Annotated in this window: 15 protein-coding genes and 5 pseudogenes; 2 read left to right on the top strand and 18 right to left on the bottom strand. The window is 37.8% G+C overall.

What is annotated here, in order from left to right:
- On the bottom strand, positions 1 to 515 hold a 515-nt coding region (locus AC1DUW_RS10195), incomplete at its 3' end, for an NAD(P)-binding domain-containing protein (RefSeq protein WP_477642461.1).
- A 279-nt stretch (positions 516 to 794) separates the two neighbouring features.
- Here AC1DUW_RS10195 and AC1DUW_RS10190 point away from each other — a divergent pair.
- On the top strand, positions 795 to 1,418 hold the full coding sequence (locus AC1DUW_RS10190; RefSeq protein ID WP_236694857.1) for a GntR family transcriptional regulator: 624 nt from the start codon (positions 795 to 797) through the stop codon (positions 1,416 to 1,418).
- A 372-nt stretch (positions 1,419 to 1,790) separates the two neighbouring features.
- Here the strand turns inward: AC1DUW_RS10190 and AC1DUW_RS10185 are convergent, their stop codons facing one another.
- From AC1DUW_RS10185 to uxaC, 14 genes and pseudogenes are all read right to left on the bottom strand, one after another.
- Positions 1,791 to 3,311: a CoA-acylating methylmalonate-semialdehyde dehydrogenase gene (locus tag AC1DUW_RS10185; protein ID WP_053344604.1), complete on the bottom strand. Its 1,521-nt coding sequence runs from the start codon at positions 3,309 to 3,311 to the stop codon at positions 1,791 to 1,793.
- An 11-nt stretch (positions 3,312 to 3,322) separates the two neighbouring features.
- Positions 3,323 to 4,243: pseudogene (locus tag AC1DUW_RS10180) on the bottom strand (NAD(P)-dependent oxidoreductase).
- A gap of 34 nt (positions 4,244 to 4,277) precedes the next feature.
- Positions 4,278 to 5,611 (bottom strand): annotated as a pseudogene (locus AC1DUW_RS10175) (GntP family permease).
- Between the two features lie 168 nt (positions 5,612 to 5,779).
- Positions 5,780 to 7,621 (bottom strand): sigma-54-dependent Fis family transcriptional regulator, encoded by a 1,842-nt coding sequence (locus AC1DUW_RS10170; RefSeq protein ID WP_053344603.1) that lies wholly within the window; start codon positions 7,619 to 7,621, stop codon positions 5,780 to 5,782.
- Between the two features lie 457 nt (positions 7,622 to 8,078).
- Complete coding sequence (locus AC1DUW_RS10165) at positions 8,079 to 8,291, bottom strand: hypothetical protein (protein WP_477642460.1); 213 nt, start codon at positions 8,289 to 8,291, stop codon at positions 8,079 to 8,081.
- A 122-nt stretch (positions 8,292 to 8,413) separates the two neighbouring features.
- Positions 8,414 to 9,589 carry a GerAB/ArcD/ProY family transporter gene (locus AC1DUW_RS10160; RefSeq protein WP_477642459.1) on the bottom strand — a complete coding sequence of 392 codons (1,176 nt, stop codon included), beginning with the start codon at positions 9,587 to 9,589 and terminating at the stop codon, positions 8,414 to 8,416.
- Positions 9,590 to 9,668: 79 nt separating this feature from the next.
- Positions 9,669 to 10,769, bottom strand: a complete 1,101-nt coding sequence (locus AC1DUW_RS10155; protein WP_477642458.1) for a GerAB/ArcD/ProY family transporter — start codon at positions 10,767 to 10,769, stop codon at positions 9,669 to 9,671.
- Between the two features lie 53 nt (positions 10,770 to 10,822).
- A complete protein-coding gene (locus AC1DUW_RS10150; protein ID WP_236694855.1) occupies positions 10,823 to 11,026 on the bottom strand; it encodes a hypothetical protein in 204 nt (67 codons plus the stop codon).
- A 14-nt stretch (positions 11,027 to 11,040) separates the two neighbouring features.
- Positions 11,041 to 12,159 carry a Ger(x)C family spore germination protein gene (locus tag AC1DUW_RS10145; RefSeq protein ID WP_477642457.1) on the bottom strand — a complete coding sequence of 373 codons (1,119 nt, stop codon included), beginning with the start codon at positions 12,157 to 12,159 and terminating at the stop codon, positions 11,041 to 11,043.
- On the bottom strand, positions 12,146 to 12,274 hold the full coding sequence (locus AC1DUW_RS10140) for a hypothetical protein (RefSeq protein ID WP_430088432.1): 129 nt from the start codon (positions 12,272 to 12,274) through the stop codon (positions 12,146 to 12,148). The genes AC1DUW_RS10145 and AC1DUW_RS10140 overlap by 14 nt, the downstream gene beginning before the upstream one ends.
- A 7-nt stretch (positions 12,275 to 12,281) precedes the next feature.
- Positions 12,282 to 13,874 (bottom strand): spore germination protein, encoded by a 1,593-nt coding sequence (locus AC1DUW_RS10135; protein WP_477642456.1) that lies wholly within the window; start codon positions 13,872 to 13,874, stop codon positions 12,282 to 12,284.
- A gap of 606 nt (positions 13,875 to 14,480) precedes the next feature.
- On the bottom strand, positions 14,481 to 14,909 hold the full coding sequence (locus tag AC1DUW_RS10130) for a hypothetical protein (protein ID WP_236694989.1): 429 nt from the start codon (positions 14,907 to 14,909) through the stop codon (positions 14,481 to 14,483).
- Positions 14,892 to 15,521, bottom strand: a pseudogene (locus AC1DUW_RS10125) (lyase family protein); the annotation flags it as partial. The gene AC1DUW_RS10130 and the pseudogene AC1DUW_RS10125, both read right to left, overlap by 18 nt.
- Positions 15,522 to 15,564: 43 nt before the next feature.
- Positions 15,565 to 16,968 carry a glucuronate isomerase gene (gene uxaC / locus AC1DUW_RS10120; RefSeq protein ID WP_477642455.1) on the bottom strand — a complete coding sequence of 468 codons (1,404 nt, stop codon included), beginning with the start codon at positions 16,966 to 16,968 and terminating at the stop codon, positions 15,565 to 15,567.
- Positions 16,969 to 17,218: 250 nt separating this feature from the next.
- On the opposite strand from uxaC, the gene AC1DUW_RS10115 reads away from it, so the two are divergent.
- Positions 17,219 to 18,397: an ROK family transcriptional regulator gene (locus tag AC1DUW_RS10115; RefSeq protein ID WP_053344595.1), complete on the top strand. Its 1,179-nt coding sequence runs from the start codon at positions 17,219 to 17,221 to the stop codon at positions 18,395 to 18,397.
- Positions 18,398 to 18,437: 40 nt separating this feature from the next.
- On the opposite strand, the pseudogene AC1DUW_RS10110 reads toward AC1DUW_RS10115, so the two are convergent.
- The 3 genes and pseudogenes from AC1DUW_RS10110 to AC1DUW_RS10100 all read right to left on the bottom strand — a co-directional run.
- Positions 18,438 to 19,124, bottom strand: a pseudogene (locus AC1DUW_RS10110) (MFS transporter); the annotation flags it as partial.
- A gap of 71 nt (positions 19,125 to 19,195) precedes the next feature.
- Positions 19,196 to 19,366, bottom strand: a pseudogene (locus tag AC1DUW_RS10105) (lipid II flippase family protein); the annotation flags it as partial.
- A gap of 56 nt (positions 19,367 to 19,422) precedes the next feature.
- The gene (locus tag AC1DUW_RS10100; RefSeq protein WP_223305579.1) at positions 19,423 to 19,950 is read right to left on the bottom strand and encodes a GNAT family N-acetyltransferase; all 528 of its coding nucleotides are present in this window, start codon (positions 19,948 to 19,950) and stop codon (positions 19,423 to 19,425) included.
- Between the last annotated feature and the right edge of the window lie 227 nt (positions 19,951 to 20,177).

The following is a 20,177-nucleotide window of genomic DNA, read 5'->3' as shown; positions in this document are numbered from 1 at the left end:
GCGTATTCGAATCTGTTAAAGCCATTCTTGCCAACTAATGTAACATCCGTCCCTATAGAGTGGAGGACATCTTTAACAGATTCGAATACGCTTTCTTTTCCACCAACCATAATCGCCAGCGTCCCGTCGACCGCTTTCGGTTCACCGCCGCTTACCGGAGCATCCATCATTTCAACACCTTGTTTAGCTGCTTCATTTGCAATTTCAACCGATACGACCGGTGAAATAGAGCTCATATCAATGATTACCGTTCCTTCTGTAGCCGTTTCCAAAATACCATTTTCACCAAGCACGACTTGTTTCACATGATGAGAAGCAGGCAGCATCGTAATAATGACATCACATGTCTCACCCATTTCAGTTGGTGTTCCTGCTTTTGCCCCTGCTTCTACAAGCGCCTCCACAGTTTGCGTATTAATATCGTAAACAGTTAATTCGTAACCTGCTTTAAGTAAATTAAATGACATTGGTTTTCCCATGATACCCAATCCAATAAATCCAATTTTTTTAATCAATTCTAATTCCCCCTTCTTCTAATAACACTTTTAATGTGTTTTTTAGACAAAACTGCTTAAGTGCAGCTACTTTTATATGAGAGGACCTTTTCCCAATGCTCAGTCCCAAAACTTGATTTATAAAGCGTTTTCAAAACCTTATAATCGATTGTACACATTTTTTATAATTTTGTATACATTTTTTAAAAAAATGTATACAAAAAAATTATACTTTTAAATAACCCTACTTAAACTTATACTTTAAGGTAAGAACAAATCATGATTCGGGAGACGATTGTATTGGTAAAAAAAGATAACGTTCATGCCTATGTACAGGCTTATGAATATATAAGAGATCGGATATTGAACGGAGAATTAGAACGTGGAACGAAGCTGGTCGAGGAAAGGCTAGCAGAAGAAATTGGTATTAGCCGGACGCCAGTGCGTGAATCCATTCGTAAACTCGAACAGGAAGGGCTTATTAAACAAAAACGCGTTGTGAACCCAAGCGATATGGATCTTCGTCATATTTTTCAGGTACGAATATTACTGGAAGGATTTGCAGCACGCCATTGTGCTAGTTTCATGACGGAAGAAGCGCTTGTAAAGCTCAAAGAGTGCGTGGATATTGGCAGCACAGGTAATACGGAAGAAGTAATGTCAGCGAATAATGAATTTCATGATATTATTGTAGGCGCAACTAACAATCCTATGATGATCGATATAATTGACCGAATGCAGTCCATTATTTATTTGTTCCGGAAAACAGTTGTCTATCATAAACGGCCGTTTTTGATTGAGGAACATCATGATATTTACAAGGCCATCCTTCTTCATAACGGAGACGAAGCGGAGCGGTTAATGAAAGAACACCTGCAGAATGATTTAGAATTTTGTTTAAACCGAATGGAGACACAACAATAAAAAGACATTTTCCTGCCTCATTTAAAAATGTTTTTCCCTTGTAAAACTAAAAATATTAATAACTAAGCAGAATTTTAATTATTTATCAGTAAGCCATTCATCTTTTAATAAACCGAACACAGTTCTATCAAGGTATTCATTATTCACTTTATCCCTTCCTTCTGAATATTATTGGAATAGCCCATACTTTCAAATTAGTGGTCGCAACATTTTCCGACTTAATTCAGTTGTAAATCATTAAATCCCGAAACTTCTAAATCAAAAAGCATCTGCTTAAACAGATGCTTTTTTTGCTAGTTTCTTTAGTAAATATTTCATATAAAAAATCCCCGTTCGAAAAAGGGTGCTTTTTCGAACGGGGCATTACTTTAATTAATTACTAGGAAAAGAAAAATCCGTTTTATTTTCGATTTCTTTAGATTCAGGCCATCTTTCTGAAACGGTTTTGGTTTTTGTGAAAAAGCGGACGGTGTCTGGGCCAAACATGTGGCCTTCTCCAAATTTTGAACGTTTCCATCCACCAAAGTTGTGATATCCTACTGGGATTGGAATAGGTACGTTTACTCCTACCATCCCTACTTCAATTTGTTCAGAAAATTTTCTAGCAGCAGCACCGCTTTCTGTAAAGATCGTGACACCATTCCCAAATTCGTGATTATTAACTAATGCAATAGCTTCATCTAAGTTATTAACACGTACTACAATACGAGCTGGGCCAAACACTTCATCACGATAAATTTTCATTTCAGGAGTAACATGATCCAACAATGTTGCTCCTAAATAAAAACCTTTGTTTGTTTCGCAAATTTCTGGATTTCGACCATCCACACATAATTCTGCGCCTTCTTCAAGACTTTCATCTATATACTTGATGATTGTATTTTTCGATTCTTGAGTAATAACGGCTCCGAAGTCTGCATTCTCGTCGTTATATGCTCCCACTTTTAATTCTTCAACACGAGTTTTTAATTTTGCCACGAATGCTTCAGCTGTTTTTTCGCCAATTGGCATTGCTGCTGAAATTGCCATACAACGTTGGGAAGCCGATCCATACGCAGCACCTAGGAAGGCATTAACCGCTTGATCTAAATCAGCGTCAGGCATAATGATCATATGATTCTTTCCGCCACCAAAAGCAGCGACTCGTTTATTATTTCGGCATCCCTCGTGATAAATATATTCAGCTACCCTCGTGGAACCTACAAAAGAGATAGCATGTACTTTTTGATTTTTAAGTATGGCATCAACTGCCTCTTTATCACCATTAATAACGCTCCAAATCCCATCTGGCAAACCAGCTTTTTTCCATAATTCTGAGATGAATAAAGCCGCATTCGGAACACGTTCAGATGGTTTCAAAATCACTGCATTACCACATGCAACTGCCATTGTCGTCATCGCAAGCGGCACCATTGCCGGGAAATTAAATGGAGAGATCGCTGCAACCACACCTAAAGGTTGTTTCATGGAGAAAGCATTGATATTTCCCCCAACATTGACCGAATATTCACCTTTTAACATATGCGGAGCGTTAATAGCGAAATCAACAGATTCAATCCCTCTACTAATTTCCCCTTTTGCATCATCGATCGTTTTCCCATTTTCCAAACCTATTATATTGGCAAGTCTTTCTGTTTCTTCTACTAAAAGACTTCTGAAACGGTGGATGACCTCCACTCTTTTTCCGACAGAGGTATTTTTCCATGCTGTAAATGCCGCGTGTGCCACATCAACTGTCTCATTCACATCTCCTACAGAAGCATATGGACACAAATTAATTACTTCACCCGTTGAAGGACTATACACATTACCAAAGCGTTCACTTTTGCCCGCTTTCATTTCTCCGCCAATAAAATGTGTTAATTTCTTTGTATCATTTTTAATTGTAGTCATTTTTATTCCTCCTAATTTTTATTAGATACTAAACCATCATTTTTACTTGCTATTAATTCCTTGACCATTAGATATACAGATGCCATATCCTGCTCGCCATATCCTTTTTCCACAGCCTCGGAATATAAATCAATTAACTTATCCCCAATTGGCAATGGAGTCTGGTTTTCGTCTGCCATTTGTTTTGCCAGCTTTAAATCTTTTAATAAGAGATTTGTTGAAAAACCTGGATTAAAGTCGTTTTGTGCAATATGCCCTTTATAGTTTCTTTAATATATTCTGCTTTGACCGAAACTAACACTTAAAACATCATAAATCGTATCTGCTTTCACACCCATTTGTTCTCCAAGGGCAACAGCCTCTGCGACAGCTTGTGTATAAAAACCAATCATTAAGTTATTTAATAGTTTAATAACGGTCCCCACACCCACACTTTCACCTAAATGAAATGGATTGTCACCCAATACTCTCAGTAATGGCAGAGCTTGTTCATAAACCTTTTTGTCTCCACCCACCATGATCGTTAGGGTGCCATTTACTGCCCCTGAAACGCTTCCACTTACTGGTGCTCCAAGATAGTCGATCCCTTTTTCCTTGGTAATGGCATATATCTTTTCATTTAATTGAGGAGAAATGGTACTAAAATCAATAATAGTTAGAGCAGAATCTGCGTTTTCAACGATTCCACCATCTCCTAAGTAGACTTTCTCAACAATTTGTGGAGTAGGAAGACTTGTCATGACAATGTCTACTTGCTTAGCCAAAAGCTCAGTAGGGACACCTATTTTTCCACCATCTTGTGAAAACTTCTTTTCTGCTTCAGAATTTGTATCCACACCGTAAACGGTATATCCAGCTTTCACAAGATTAGTAGCCATGGGCAGTCCCATATTTCCTAAACCAATAAAAGCTATTGTTTGAAATTCCTTCATATAGTTCCCTCCATATTTATTAATTGTTTTCATGTTAATAAAAAATTGTATATAACAAGACCGCTAAAACCAATGCGATCATTGGAACAACAACACTCAGAATAAAAATTGGCTTATATGCCCGTTTATGTGTCTCATTACTTACTACTCTAATGGTTGTGACCACATAACCATTATGGGGAAGCGAATCAAGTCCACCAGAAGCAAGTGACGAAATACGGTGCATTGCCCCTGGATCTAAGCCTTGTGCATTATAAAGAGGAGCTAATATTGGAAGTGCGATTCCCAGTCCACCTGATGCTGAGCCTGTAACACCAGCAATAATCGTCACAGCAGCCGCTAATCCTGCATAAGCCATTCCAGGCATACCAACAAGCGAATCTACTATATATGTAAATGCTTGTGACTCTTTTGCAACTGCACCGAAACCAACAACTCCACAGATATTCGCAGTTGCAATGATAGCGTTTTCACTTCCTTTACCAAAAATCATGCCATATTTCCGGGTATATTTATTCAACAGTACAAGCCCAACGATAACCCCTAAAAATAAAGCCGCTAACGCTGCACCAGTTGGAGAAAGAAACTTTGACACGATATTCAAAACAATGACTACTACAACCAAGGGTAAAATAGCAATCAGAATATTCGGTAATTTTTCATCCTTTTTCATTTCTACCGTAGCTGCTGTTTCTGCTAATGCTGCCCCACTCGTTTCCGAATTCGGCAAATTGAAAAACTCTCCATCTTTCACTGCTTTAGAGACCATGCTCTTAAGCCAAAAACCACCTAGAATCATGATAAATACAGCAATGATAACACCAATCAAACCACCTGCTGTTGGCTGAGTATTAAAGAATTCCATAGGTATCAGATTCTGAACTTCTGGTGATCCTGGTGAAGTCATTGAGAATGAGATAGATCCAAATACAATAGCACCTGGAATAAATCGATGAGGCAGATTTGCTGCTTTAAATAAAGAGACTGCAATTGGATATACCGAAAATGCGAGATCGCAATACTTACTCCACCATAGGTCATCAAAGCACAAGCTGTAACAACAGCAAACACAGCTCGGTTAGCACCTACTTTGATTTTTATCCATTCTGCAATTGCTTCTGCAGCTTTCGTTTCTTCCATCACCTTTCCAAACACAGCTCCAAGTAAATATACTAGAAACCATGAAGCAAAATATCCGGTGAACCCATCCATGTAATTCACTGTAAGCGCTTTCTCCAAAGGCAACCCGCTTGTTAATGCTAGGATTGCTGAAGATACTAATGCAGCAATGATGATATTAACTCCTCGCATAGTAAAAATAATTAATAAAATTAAGGCGGCAAAAAATCCTATAAAGCTAATGACCATTTAGCACCTCCACCATTATTTAGTTTTTTTGATTCGACTCTTACCTATAAACAATGCAATAACTGTGCCACATTTGATTTATGTGAAAACACACAATTATTTTATTTTCAAACTAAAAAACTGTATAACTAATTATACAGTTGTAAAATATTTTGTTCAGGTGTCTAATCAAGTAGACAATTCTATGTTATATTCCTTCAATTTATTGTATAAAGTAGCTCTTGAAATCCCTAATTTTTTTGCTGCACGTGTTTTATTTCCCTTTTCTTCTTTAATAATTAGAAGTAATAATTCTTTTTCCTTATTTAATCCTGCATTTTTAAGGCTTTCAAATGAGTTAAAACTTTCAAGTTTCGTTTTTTCCATTGTTGTGAATTCTGGAATCTGCTTTTTTTGTTCTAAAAAATAGCGCTGAAAATCATCAAAATAAATATCATGGCCTTCTACCAATGTAACTAGCCTTTCTATTACATTCACCAGCTCCCTGATATTTCCTGGCCATTCATACTCCATCATAGCTGCTACCGTTTCTCTACTAATCTCTTTAGATGGTATCTTATATTTTTTACAAATTAATTTAATAAAATGACCAATAAGAAGTGGAATATCATTTTTCCTTTCCCTTAGAGGTGGAATACAGATGGGAATGACATTCAAACGATAATAAAGATCTTCTCGGAATTTATTTTCTTTTATCATATCCTCGATTGGACGGTTGGTCGCAGCAATAAGTCGGAAATCGACAGAAATAGGCTTTGATCCACCAACTGGTTCTACTTCTCGTTCTTGCAGGACACGTAATATCTTTGATTGCATATGTAAAGGCATATCACCAATCTCATCGAGAAAAAGGGTCCCTTTATGGGCTAAAAGAAACTTCCCTGGTTTCCCTTTTTTCTTTGAACCAGTAAAGGCCCCTTCTTCGTAACCAAATAGCTCCGATTCTAATAATTGTTCAGGTATAGAAGCACAGTTAACACTGATGAAAGGACCTCCGCTGTAATTACTAAGGGAGTGGATTGCCTGGGTAAATATCTCTTTTCCTACTCCACTTTCACCCGTTATCAATATGGATGCAGGTGACTTTGCTGCACGACGAGCAATGTTTTTTGCATGTGCAAAGCTTTCACTCTCACCAATGACTTGAGCAAAGGTTATTGGATCCTCTTTTGGAGGCTGTTGTTCAATATTAATGTTAGAAAGTGAAGGATTTTTTGTGACTTGTAAGTCCTGGATTCTATCAAATATCCTATATAATTCAGATACCCCTTGAAAAACGAGTATCCCTATCCCACCGATTATTTCATTATTCCTCCAAATAGGAATACGATGAGCAACCACTTCCTGTCCTTGCAAAAATTGAACTTGATTCCGTTCTGGAATACCGGTTTGAAGAACAATATGTAAGCGGGTTCCTTCTATTACACTTACTACATGTTGACCAATAGCTGCACCTTGTTCCACCCCAAGATAACTACTATATGCTTTATTAATCATTTTGACGAAACCATTTTTATCAACTACAATAATGCCTTCATAAATATTATCAAAACAAACATTGAACCATTCTACCTTAGTTTCTAGCAAGTTCATTTTGTGATAGGTTTGGGCAAGAACTTCTAAAATTTCATGCTGAGTCAACACACCTATCAAAATATTTTGATTATTAACAACAGGAACACTAGCTTTTGTCAGTGGCGAAATGTCTGATAATATTTCTTGAAAGGAAAGCGGTTTAATCCTCCGGTCATAATGTATTTCGATTGACTCGGCTAGGGAAGTGTCTTTTAACAAGGATTGCATAATCATAGATAAAGATAATACACCAAGAAAATGTTGATGTTCATCAACAATCGGTACCTCATTCAATTGATTCTTTATAAGAAGCTCCGCTGCATCTCTTAACTTAGTGGTATTACGCAAAAAAGCAAAATCCGTTTTCATCCAGCGCGCAACTTCTAATTCGTCTCGCTGAAAATGCTCTTTATGTTCTACTAAATTATGTCTCATTGTTTCCCCTCCCCCAAAAATATAATAATATTTGGTAGATACATTCTATCATTTTGTAAAATAATCACATATATCCAAATTATATCATCCCTTCTTGCCCAAGTGAGTTTTAACTCTAGACGTATTTTGATAGTCGAAGCATAAGCATATAGGCACTAAAAATGAGGGGTCTAGGTTAATCTAGATCTGATCCAGGAGGGATGAAAAATCGGCTCCATCATTGGATTAGACTTTGGAGAAGGAGAAAGTAAGACAAGCTTTCTCTAAATAAAGGAGGCTTAGGAAAATCACTATTGATTACTTACGCTTGAAGAGATTTCAACAGGTAACATTATCAGGGGCCAGTCGTTCAGTTCTTAGAGGAGATAGACTACAGTATCCGTTTTACTGTTAACATCGAATGTATGAAAAAGCTCATTCGTTGTATTAACATAGAGTAATAATTTCGCTCCATACGCTAAGCTTTTAGCGCTTCTTGTTCAACCTTTTGCATAAATTCCTGTACTACTTTATTGTTACTTTTATCGCTACCTAGTTTCAACATTGCTCTACCTACAAAATTAACTCCTTTGTTTTGCCCCTCATAAATAAATTTCGTGTGTGTATCAGGAATATGCATGGATTTGATTTTCCCTGGTATAACGGAAGAACCCGGCTGTACCGCTGGCAAACACTTTATTGTTATTGAGAACGATATTTTGCGACCTGCTATCCTGTTATTTCTAGGAAGAATCACCATTCCCTTTCAATGCCTAAAAAAATTAAAAAATAAAACGACAGCAATCTGAAATATTAGCCTGAATTGATTCCCTTACTATTTCGTTTGCTTTTTCTTTTACGTATAGCAGCTATCACCAATAAAGACAGCGGAATAATGGTTTGTATTAATACTGCATAAATAGGAAAAGTTTCGAGGTTAAAACGCTCCAAGTCCATTGAGTTAGGCATTGACCAAAAGCCGAAAACTATCATTAAGATTCCTAACGGCCATATAACGAGCCGATAATCCGAAAGATTTAACCACTGTGCGGTACCTAAAACAGTTGCATAATAAAACACAGAAATTTTCACAAAAGCCCCTACTACCCAAATGGCCATGACGATGGACTCCATATGTTCAAAAAATTCGCCAAAACTGATGTAACGAGCTACGTTCATCAGAGGATAAACCTTAGTTTGTGTCGTTGTTCCGAGTACAAAAAGAACGACAAGATTTACCACAACTAACGTGATCATCACAGCAAAGACCGTCAACATTCCGTACTTCATTCCTTTTTTCTTATCCGCTAAAAAAGGAAGGAAAAAAGTCATAAGAAAAAACTCCGTGAACCATCCACCCGGAACAATTGAACCCTTGATTGGAGGCATAATCCCATCCCCTAATATAGGGAATATATTCTTAAATTCAAAATCGGGGAACACCAAAATGATTGCGATAAGCAGTGGAAATATAAAAAGAGGGACAAATAATTGGGCAGCCCTCCCTATTCCTTCTAAACCACCTTGTACGACGAAGGCACAGAGGACTGTCATTGTTCCCATGATCACGATTATTGGTGTATTAATTAGAAAGGAGTCCACTACAAATTCTGCATACTCTTTGATAATGATTCCCGTGATCTGGATATAAAAAAACAAGAATATAAAACCGATGATTTTCCCTGCTAATCGGCCAATGATATGTTCACTGAATTGGATAACTGTTTGTTCCGGATAAAGTTTGTGCAGTTTATAAGCGATATACACCGTCACATACCCCATGAGGGACGCCAAAATAGGGGAAAGCCAAAAATCCGTTTTGGCAAATTTCGCTGTGACGCTTGGAATCCCAAGAATAGCGGTAGCCACGATAGTAGGATACATCATGACTGCCATTTGTAGTGATGAAATTTTGCCTTTCTCCATCATCTTTCTCCTTTCTGTGATAGTATGGACAATCGAAATCACGCAGCCCAAAGATCGATTCACTTTGCATAAACTCTCTAAACGGTTTTATAAGTGCCCCCACCCATATAACGAGCCCCTCCAATATCAAAAAAAATCTAATTCAGCGGGTGTTCGTTCCCTTATTTCGCTTCCTTACAAAAGCAATCACCAACAAAAGCAGAGGAATAATCGTTTGCATCAAAATTCCATGAAAAGGGAAGGCGATGATATCATAACGACTAACTTCCATAGAGCTAGGAAACGACCAAAAGCTGAATTCTACAATTAAAATCCCTATCGGCCATACAACAGGCCGATAGTCGGAAAGATTCAGCCACTGGGCGGTACTTAAAGCAGCCGCATAATAAAACACAGAAATTTTGACAAACGCTCCTACTACCCAAATGGCCATAACGGCGGACTCCAAATGTTCAAAAAATTCGCCAAAGCTGACGTATCGAGATACGTTCATCAGAGGATAAACCTTAGAGGATGTAGTTGACCCAAGTACAAAAAGAACGATTAGGTTTACCACAACTAACGTCATCATCACGGCAAAAACAGTCACCATCCCGTATTTCATTCCTTTTTTCATATCCGCTAAAAAAGGGAGGAGAAAAATAATCAGAAAAAACTCACTGAACCATCCACCCGGTATAATAGCACCCTTTAGTGGAGGCATAATCCCATCCCCCAATATCGGGAATATATTCTTAAAATCAAGATCTGCACTCAGTAGGATGATTAAGATACAGATTGGAAAGATAAAAACAGGTAAAAACAATTCGGCAGCTCTCCCCAACACCTCTATGCCTCCGCGTACGATAAGTGCACAAAGGATTACCATCGATGCCATGATCACGATAATCGGGGTATTGACCATAAAAGAGTCGGCAATAAAATCTCCGTAACCTCTTAGGATTTCCCCCGTGATAGGGATATAAAAAAACAAGTATAAAAAACCGAGAATTTTCCCCGGAATCCGACCAATAATTTGTTCACTGAATTGGATAACCGTTTGTTTCGGATAAAGTTTGTGCAGTTTATAAGCGATATACACCGTCGCGTACCCGATGAGGGCAGCTAAAATGGGGGACAGCCATAAATCATTTAGAGCATATTTTGCTGTGATGCTTGGAGCCCCGAGTATAGCTGTAGCCACAATCGTAGGATACAACATGATCGCCATCTGCAGGGATGAAATTTTACCTTTCTCCATCATCCTCCTCCTTTCCTCTGCATGAGGTAAACGATATCCGCCTCAATCATGTGCCTTTACTTTTCCATAAACTCTCCAAACGGCTTAAAAAAAGTTACAATCCATGCAGTGGGTCCTGACATTTGTTGAATATTGAACATGGACAGAACCAAACCCATGAGGAGCAATGAAAAAAAAGCCATTTTGTCTTTTTTAGGATTTTGTTTCATTTTCGGCCACTCATACAAAATGATTAGAGCTACAATTACGGTTGTACCCAAAAATGTCCCCCATCTCACTTGTCCTTCACCTCTTTCTCAGGCAGCCCCGCCGGTTTGTCTATATAGCCCTGTCTGCGAATATGGGCCACAACATCAATTTCCACTTCAATCTCCTCAAATATCTCATTCCAGTGGTTTTCGATTTTATTAAACTGCTTAGGATATTTCCGATAGAAGTCTCTACCTAACCCTATAATGTCAGCTTTCTTATTCTGAGTACGCAGAAAAGCCATCTCGATACGCTTTTCTATCTCTTTTTGATAAGATCTTTCTGCATCCTTTAGTGCTTTTGGACTTGAAAGAATCATATTCGTTCCATTCTGAATAACAGATCCTTCTGTATTAACCTTCACTAGCAATTTCCATTTCTTATTTTGAATTTGTGGAACCAGCTTGACTTGTGCCGACACAGGATTTAAAGATATCTCCCCTTTCTCACCTTTGGGTTTTAGGGTCACTGTGTAGGATTCTATTTCATCTCTTAACCACAATATCCCTCTTGTTTCTTTTTCCGTCATCGTGCCAGTCATTTTATCTTTATTTAACACGGCTGCTCCGACAATGTAAGGAATCCCCTGTAATTTCTTTTCACCTTTCCCAGGCGGTAAAATGTCAATTAACGGAAGTGCAGCAGCGTGAGATTTACCCGTTAACATTTCATCTAAATTCTGTAATGTGACCCGCATCCCTATATGTAAATCAGTTAGTTCCCTCATCACCTCCCCTGAATAGGTTTCTAGAGGCGGCAATGATTCAAGGATAGGCTTAGCTTTTCCTTTGCTGACATACACATATGCTCTCTCCCTTGGCTGCGGATGGCGCAGCAAGAAATCCAGATGCTCTTGTATTCCTTCCTTTGCTACCTTTTCGCCGAATACAAATACTTTACATTGTCCCCAAAAAATTTTGCGTGGAAGCTTGCTTTGAAGCTTAGACAATGCATCTGAAATATTGGATCCTTTTTCGGATCTCACCAATGTTGTAGGTACTCCACCGCCTCCACCTGGCCCGCCTTGACCGCCTCCGCTGCTTAATGACTTAGGGATAAATACTTGGATGGATAGCTCGATTTGATTATCTTCCTTTTTTTCGATGGCTGCTGCTGTGACAATCGCCAAATCATTGATTTCCACTCGATCCCAACACCCGCTTACTAAAGGGATTGTTCCACAAATGCCCAGAAAAAGCAGGACGCTTTTCCTGAAGTGATGCCTCTTTACCTTCTCTAATATCTTTGATCGCCTCCAACCAGTATTCACTCCGTTTCACTTCCCATTTTGGGTTTTGGCCCCTGTTCTGGAGACTGACGGTATACGTTAGATTTCCCTGTAAAGCTCGGGCGTGTATCCATCATCCACATAGGAGATCTCCATAGTACATCTTTCAGTTCTTTACCTTTTAAAGGTGCAAGTGGTGCTAAATAGGGAACACCGAAGGAGCGCAAGTTGCACAAATGAATGACTATAGCAATAACTCCCATTATTATGCCAAGCAGTCCTAAGGTACCGGCAAGCAGCATTATTGGAAAACGCAGCATCCTTATCGCAATTCCAGCAATATAACGAGGCATCATAAAAGAAGAAATCCCCGTAATCGCAACTACAATCACCATTGGTGCTGAAACCAACCCTGCTTGTACGGAAGCTTGACCAATCACTAGCGCTCCAACAATGCTGACAGCAGAGCCYATCTGCTTTGGCAATCGAACCCCTGCCTCTCTTAGTGCTTCAAACGTAATTTCCATGATCAATGCCTCAATAATAGCAGGGAAAGGGACCGCCTCCCGGGATGCAGCCATGCTTAGCAGCAGTGCAGTTGGGACCGCTTCATGATGGAACGTCAAAATAGCAATATAAAAGGAAGGAAGCAATAGAGATAACACCATAAAAATATAACGTAACCAACGGATGAGAGTTCCTATCATAAAACGTTGATAATAATCCTCTTGTGATTGAATCAAAGAAAAGAAAGATACTGGAGCAATTAAAGTAAAAGGGGTTCCTTCTACAAGAATGACTGCCCGTCCCTCCAGCAAGCACGAACAGGCTACATCCGGCCGTTCTGTTGACAAGATCTGAGGGAAAGGTGAATACGGATTGTCCTCAATCATTTCCTCGATATATCCACTTTCTAAAATACCGTCCATCTCAATTCGTTCCAGCCGAATCGTAATCTCTTCAATCAGTGCTTTATCCACAAGTCCATCAATATATGCAATCGCAACAGTCGTCTGGGTATATTTCCCGATTTTCATCGATTGCATTTTAAGAGCAGGACTTTTAATAATACGTCTCAATTGAGATGTATTTACCTCTAGAGATTCATTAAATCCCTCTCGTGATCCCCTAATTCCTCCCTCAGCAACAGGTTCTTCAATCGCTCGCTTTTCCCATTTAGACAATCCTAAAGAAAATCCATCACTCTCCCCTTCATATAGAAGAAGCGGGTTTCCAATGGAGATAGATTCAATGCAATCCGCTATCATTTTCACTCTTTTCACTTTTGAAACGGGCATTTTATGTACTAGAAAGTCATTTAATGGTTGTGGCACATTTGCTGATTCCTGCATGAGTGGAGAAAGCACATATTCTTCTATCCCCTCGATGTCTGAAAGACCCTCAATGTAAATAAGCATTGCTCTCGTTTTACCGAAAAGTAAGAACGAACGGAACATGACATCTGAACAATTATCATAAATCAAACGAAGCGTTTCTACATTTTGACTAAACTCTCCATTAAGAGGGTCCTCCGGTTTAGAATCCTGGTAATCATTTTGTATATGAGGTTTTTTTTCTTTCGTCTTTCTTAACAATTTACTCACATTACGAATCAAGCTGGTTACCCCCATTTTTTTGCAGGTCGCTCTAACTCCATTTTTCTATGTTTCTTCATCCAGGATATTTTATACAGAAAATCCTGAAACTCACATAACATAATTTTCATATTGAAAAGATTTATCATGATGAAAAATAAAGAGACACTTGGAGGAAATGATTATAAATGCTAAGGAACTAGGGATAAATCAGTTCATAATGGAACGTAGTTTTGAAAATGAGGTGGGGGAATTACAGCCAATACTCAGTTTGAGTAAAAGAGTTATTTTTGACGAGTTTCTTCTATAAATAGCTACTTTTTTAAGTCTCTTTCGTATTCTTTTACCAACCCTTAAAAAAGTCGTATTTAATCCCCTAATTTCTCCATAGCTTTCACTAAAAAGATTACCCCATACCAGGAGCACTCAAAAAAACCGCAAATCCTTTTACTTCAAAGGTTTGCGGTTATTAATACAATACTATCCAGGTAGCGCTTCCTATTATTTTTCAAAAAAGTTCGGGTGGAGTCCAAGAAGAAGATTAGCTATCTATTTCATTCGAAAAAAAACTAATGGCTGTTCTACCTCTCTCTTGTTCTCTTGATTTTAGGTCCTCCGTTAGGAGCTATGATTATCATTCAACTAAAGTATTCTTGAGTTTAACAAATGATGCATTTTTACAGCATCAGTTAAGTTTTCAGGATTAAGTAACTCAGCCGCTTCCGCTTCATTAAACAGGCCTTTTTCAACTGCTACTTCCTTTACTGTTAGATTTTTCTCGTATGCCTCTGAAGCTATATTGTTAGCTACTTGATACCCGAATATAGAAGAAATAACGACGGACAAAGATAACGAATTCTCAGCGTTCTTCAAACAAACCGTTTTATTAGCTTTAATACCGTTTAGACATTTTTCAGTAAACAGCGTAATACAATTTGTCAAAATAGAAAAAGAGTCAAATATATTTTTCAAAATAATCGGTTCCCAGATGTTCAAATCCAGTTCGCCTCGATCTACAGCGAATGTAATCGCTTGATCATTTCCATATACATCAAAACAAACTTGTATCATCATTTCAGGTATACATGGATTGATTTCCCCTGGCATAATGGAAGAACCCGGCTGTACCGCTGGCAAATTGATTTCAGCAAATCCCGACCTAGGCCCTGATGAAAGTAATCTTAAATCGCTGGCCATTTTCGATAACCCACTCGATAATCCTTTTAAGCAAGAAGATATTTTTAAATAAATATCTGCGTTTTGCAGTCCATCGAAAAAATTATCCACTTTGATAACAGCTAAATGTGATACCTCTGGCAAATATTCATATATTTTTTCTGTTTAACCAGGAGCAGCTCCTATACCTGTGCCCACTGCCGTTGCCCCAATTACAATAGACAAGCAATTTTTTTGCAGTTTCTTCATTTCTTCTATTTGTCTCTTGATAAAAGAATGATACCCGCTAAATTGTTGACCTAGAGTAATAGGTACAGCATCTTGGAGACAAGTTCTTGCTATTTTTACAACACCCGAAAATTCTTCTGTTTTATTCGCCAATGAGCATTCGATCTTATTCAAACTGATTAATAAATCGTCTATATAGAAATAGCAAGCCATCTTCATTGCACTAGGAAGTACATCGTTCGTTGATTGAGACATGTTAACATGTTCATTAGGATGTATTTAACATTTAAATAATCAAGTAAAAAAAGACAACAATTATTTTTTATCGTTTCGCAAAATATTTTTCAGCATTGTAATAGCCAATATTCCTGACCATTTGCTCACGTAGCTCTTTATCATTAGGCATTAATCCTTGTTCAGTCCAATCGCCTAGGATGTTGCAAAGAATCCTACGGAAATAATCATGGCGAGCATACGAAAGGAAGCTTCGGGAATCTGTCAGCATACCAACAAAGTGGCTCAGAAGTCCGACATTCGCAAGTTCCTTCATTTGTTTTTCCATTCCATCAATATGGTCATTAAACCACCAGCCTGAACCAAATTGAACTTTTCCCGGGATCCCTTCTTCAAAGAAATTTCCGATCATTCCCGCAAGAATCGCATTATCTTTTGGATTTAAATTGAATAATACAGTTCTGGGTAAGGATCCATCTTGATCTAGCGCATCAAGAAAACTAGATAATCCTTCTGCTAAATTGGTCTCTCCAATAGAATCGAATCCAATATCTGTACCAATTAGTTCCTTCATCTTAGTGTTGTTATTACGCATAGCTCCCATATGCAGCTGCATAACCCACTGCTTTTCTGCATACATTTTCCCCAATTCCTTCAATAAGAATGATCGGTAAGCAGTCAATTCTTCAGTTGATAGCTGTTCGTCATTCATCCGTTTCTTGAAGATGATATCCGCTTCTTCTAAAGTGGTGTCTACATATACCATTTTCTGAATATCATGATCCGAACCCCTACCACCGTTTTCATGAAAGTAATTGACACGTTGTTTAAGGGCATTTATTAGGCTTTCAATTGAATTCACGTTAATTTTTGATACTTTTTCTAATTTTTGAAGCCAGCTTTTAAAATCAGGACGCTCGACAAATAAGGCTCCATCGGGACGGAAAGTCGGAGCAATGGTTATTTGAAAGGATTCGTCCTGCTTCAGTAACTGATGGAATTCGAGCTCAGAAATAGGATCATCCGTCGTTCCAATAAATTTAACGTTTGATTTTTCAATAAATGATCTTGGTTTGAATTCGTGCCTGGAAAGCTTTTCGTTGCACTCATCGTAAATTTCTTGCGCAGTTTCAGGGCTCAGGATTTTTTCAATACCAAAAAACATTTTCAGCTCCATGTGTGCCCAATGATATAGAGGGTTTCCAATTAAGTGAGGCATCGTTTCCGCCCATGCAGCAAACTTATCCCAATCCTCTGCATCACCTGTTATATATCGCTCGCCAATTCCGTGCATACGCATGGCTCTCCATTTATAATGGTCGCCTCCAAGCCACAATTGTGTAATATTTTCATAGGGTTTGTTTTCCCATACCTCTTGTGGGGATAAGTGGCAATGAAAATCAAAAATCGGCAGGTTTCCACCAACATTTTCGTATAATTCGATTGCTGTGTTCGTGTTTAACAAAAAATGATCATCCAAAAAGACTTTCATAAATTTCCCTCCTGATAAAAGTTTATATGGGTACCAGCATCGGTTCTACTGTAAGCCCTTTCATTTTTAATAAGCTCATCTAATTAATTCGTTTACTAAACTAATTAATTATATAAATAATTTATCATTTTTTAACTTTTCCGTCAATTAACTCTATCTGAATACACTATAATCTAATAGTATTTGACATACGAGAAACTGTTATAATAAAAATATATCTAAAAGTTGTTGCCAAAATGGGAGGATATTAATGATTACCGGTGATGCAGCATATATCAAAAAAATTAATCGTGGGTTAATTATTAAAGAAATAATAAAAGAAGGCATGATTTCAAGGGCAGATTTGTCCAAAGCTACGGATTTAACAAGAGCAACTATCTCAGCGCAGGTTGCAGATTTATTGGACGAAGATCTAATAGTAGAAACACAACTAGAGCATAACAGTGTCGGTAGGAAGCCTATCATGCTCTCCTTAAACGGCCAAGCAGGATATGCTCTCGGGATTGACATTGATTACGGACGGATTTCCTTCACTCTAAGCAATCTTCTCGGCTGTAGTGTCACCTCCTCTATCAAAGAAATAAATACTACAGACTACTCGGAGATTCTCAAACTGCTGAATAAAACGATCAAAAAGTACAAAGCCAAATACGCTGACAGTCGCTATGGAATTGTTGGTATAGTCATTGCTATCCATGGTCTGGTAGGAAAAGACGAACTCATTCACTTTGTACCACGATTTAAATGGAAAGATATCAATTTAAAAAACGACATAGAAAAGGAATTTGAAATTGATGTTCATCTTGAAAACAATGCTAATCTAAGTGCTTTTGCTGAGCGTATTTTTGTGCATCATGAAGCAGATAACCTTTTAAGCGCAACCTTTCATTCTGGAATAGGCCTTGGAATGATGATGAAGAATGAGTTTTTTCGGGGACATGATGGATTTGCAGGAGAAATTGGCCATATGATTGTTGTTCCGGACGGAAAGCAGTGTAGTTGTGGTAATAAAGGCTGCTGGGAGAAATACGCTTCAGAATCGAGTATTTTTGAATTTCTATCAGAAGAAAAACAAATCCCAAATTTGACATATGAGAATATTCAACGCTGGATTGATGAAGGTGATGAAGCGGTATATAAGATTATGGAACGATTTATTTACTACTTATCCATTGGCCTAAACAATATGATTAACATGTATAATCCGGACGTACTGGTATTAGACAGTGAATTGCTTCGTATATATCCTGATTCCATTAACAAAATCAGGAATAATCTGACCTCCTCCATTAGTCATTACCGAGAACTTACTCTATCGGCAATTGGAAAAAAATCATGTGTAATGGGGGCATGTGCCCTTGCAATCAAAAATTTCCTTGATGTTCCTATTCTGAATCTTTCTTATGAAAATAGCTATCCCAAAAAATAACGAAAAACTCCCCTTTCTGTGTTTCAGGGGAGTTTTTTCACTAATCCTTAATATTTCTTCTCTCAGCCAAGTCTTCAACAAGTTGAATGGTCCTTTTCTTATTTAATGGATAAAGGAAGGCCAAAATTAAGAAAACAACTATATAGATGACTGCGGGTACTAAGGTTGCCAGTGCATGAATTCCATCAAGCGCTTGTTGTGTTTGTGCTTCTCGTGTTGCATCGTATCCAACCATTGCAATCGCAAAACCGCCGATTCCTCCTGCAATTGCTTGTCCTACTTTACGAGCAAATGAATAGATTGAATACACAGTTCCATCTTCACGAAGGCCAGTTAAATATTCGTGATAATCTATTACATCTGTTACAAATGCCCACACCACAATATTAAAGAATCCGAATCCAAACATCCCTATCGCTGAAATGATGATGAATTGTATCGCAGATAGGTTTGGCATGAAGTACAGTAGCCCATATACTCCCCCCGCAAGCAGCATCCCTATTGACGCCGTTTCTTTTTTACCAAATTTAGCAACGCATGGTTTTGCTATTGGCATAGCAACGAAAACTGCGGCAGTTTGTACAAATCCTATTAAACTTAGGGCTGATGCATTGCTGAAATAATCTTTAAACAAATACACATTAATTGCTCCTATCAGCATCGTACACATCATGAAAATTAAGGATGCTGCAAGGATAGACAATAAAGGCTTGTTTTTGACAATTCCTTTTACAGACTTCCTTTATTGCATCCTATTAAACTAACGCACCTGTAGTTCTATAAGAAATCAGATAATTATTAGACAATAAATTTAGTAAACCACGCAATATATCCTGCCCCTGGAATAAAAAATACTTGAGCTAGTAAAGTTCCTAATAAACGAGAAGTAACCATCATAAGAGATACACCCTTGAGATTAAGGTAACTTCCCTTTTGATTTATTACGTCATCCGCAAGAATAGATTCTTTGGTATTGTCTTTTTTCGAAGTTACAGAAATTTATTTTCATGGTAGTTCAAGAAGGATTAAACCAATTTATACATAAGAATGTCATCTACATATAAGTCCTCGCTAAACTTTACTTCTTTAATTTTACGTCCTTCCTCTACAAATCCCACACTTTTGTATAAGGCTATTGCCCTCTGATTTGTTGATAAAACTCCTAAACTTACTTTCTCAATTAAAGGGTTTTGTTCTGCCCAGTTTAAAAGTTCTTTAATAAGAAGTTTACCAATACCCATATCTCGATAATCTTTCTTTATCATAGTCGTAAAATAACCAGTATGAGCAAGCCTTTTGGTATTTTTTGACCGAAATACAATCAAACCAATAACTTTTCCTTTAATTTCAGCCACAATTATTGTTTCTCTTTCATTTTCTAAAATTTTCTGTATCCAACTTCTTTGTTGCTCCGTTGTCTCTTCAAATTCTTCTAAAACGGAAATCATAAATTCGTTTTCTGAAACAACTTCCCTTTGAATTTCTAACAAGGCTTCTGCATCATCTAAATTTCCTGTTCTTAGGGAAACTTGGAAATCATTTTTTGTCATCATTATTAGCCCCTTTACCTTACATATTTCAATAATAATTCCACAAATATGGTAGATACCCTCTTTCACTAACCTGCCCCTTTARTTCWATAAGAAACTTCTATGGCGGCGATTCTCGCCACCACCATCTAGCACGAAAACCTGCTCTTTACCCAAAATAAAGTCTAACCCATTAAACCCTTGACAATAATGGATGATAACAATACAACCAGGCTGAACTTTTTTTGGTG

Source organism: Peribacillus sp. P4_C12 (assembly GCF_056402095.1).
This window is presented reverse-complemented; position numbering and strand designations above follow the sequence as displayed.

Coding starts and splice junctions, on each gene's coding strand:
- AC1DUW_RS10130 (WP_236694989.1), bottom strand. CDS start 14,909: ATGATACAAGTTTGTTTTGATGTATATGGAAATGATCAAGCGATTACA.
- AC1DUW_RS10100 (WP_223305579.1), bottom strand. CDS start 19,950: ATGATGACAAAAAATGATTTCCAAGTTTCCCTAAGAACAGGAAATTTA.
- AC1DUW_RS10170 (WP_053344603.1), bottom strand. CDS start 7,621: ATGAGACATAATTTAGTAGAACATAAAGAGCATTTTCAGCGAGACGAA.
- uxaC (WP_477642455.1), bottom strand. CDS start 16,968: ATGAAAGTCTTTTTGGATGATCATTTTTTGTTAAACACGAACACAGCA.
- AC1DUW_RS10115 (WP_053344595.1), top strand. CDS start 17,219: ATGATTACCGGTGATGCAGCATATATCAAAAAAATTAATCGTGGGTTA.
- AC1DUW_RS10185 (WP_053344604.1), bottom strand. CDS start 3,311: ATGACTACAATTAAAAATGATACAAAGAAATTAACACATTTTATTGGC.
- AC1DUW_RS10155 (WP_477642458.1), bottom strand. CDS start 10,769: ATGATGGAGAAAGGTAAAATTTCATCCCTGCAGATGGCGATCATGTTG.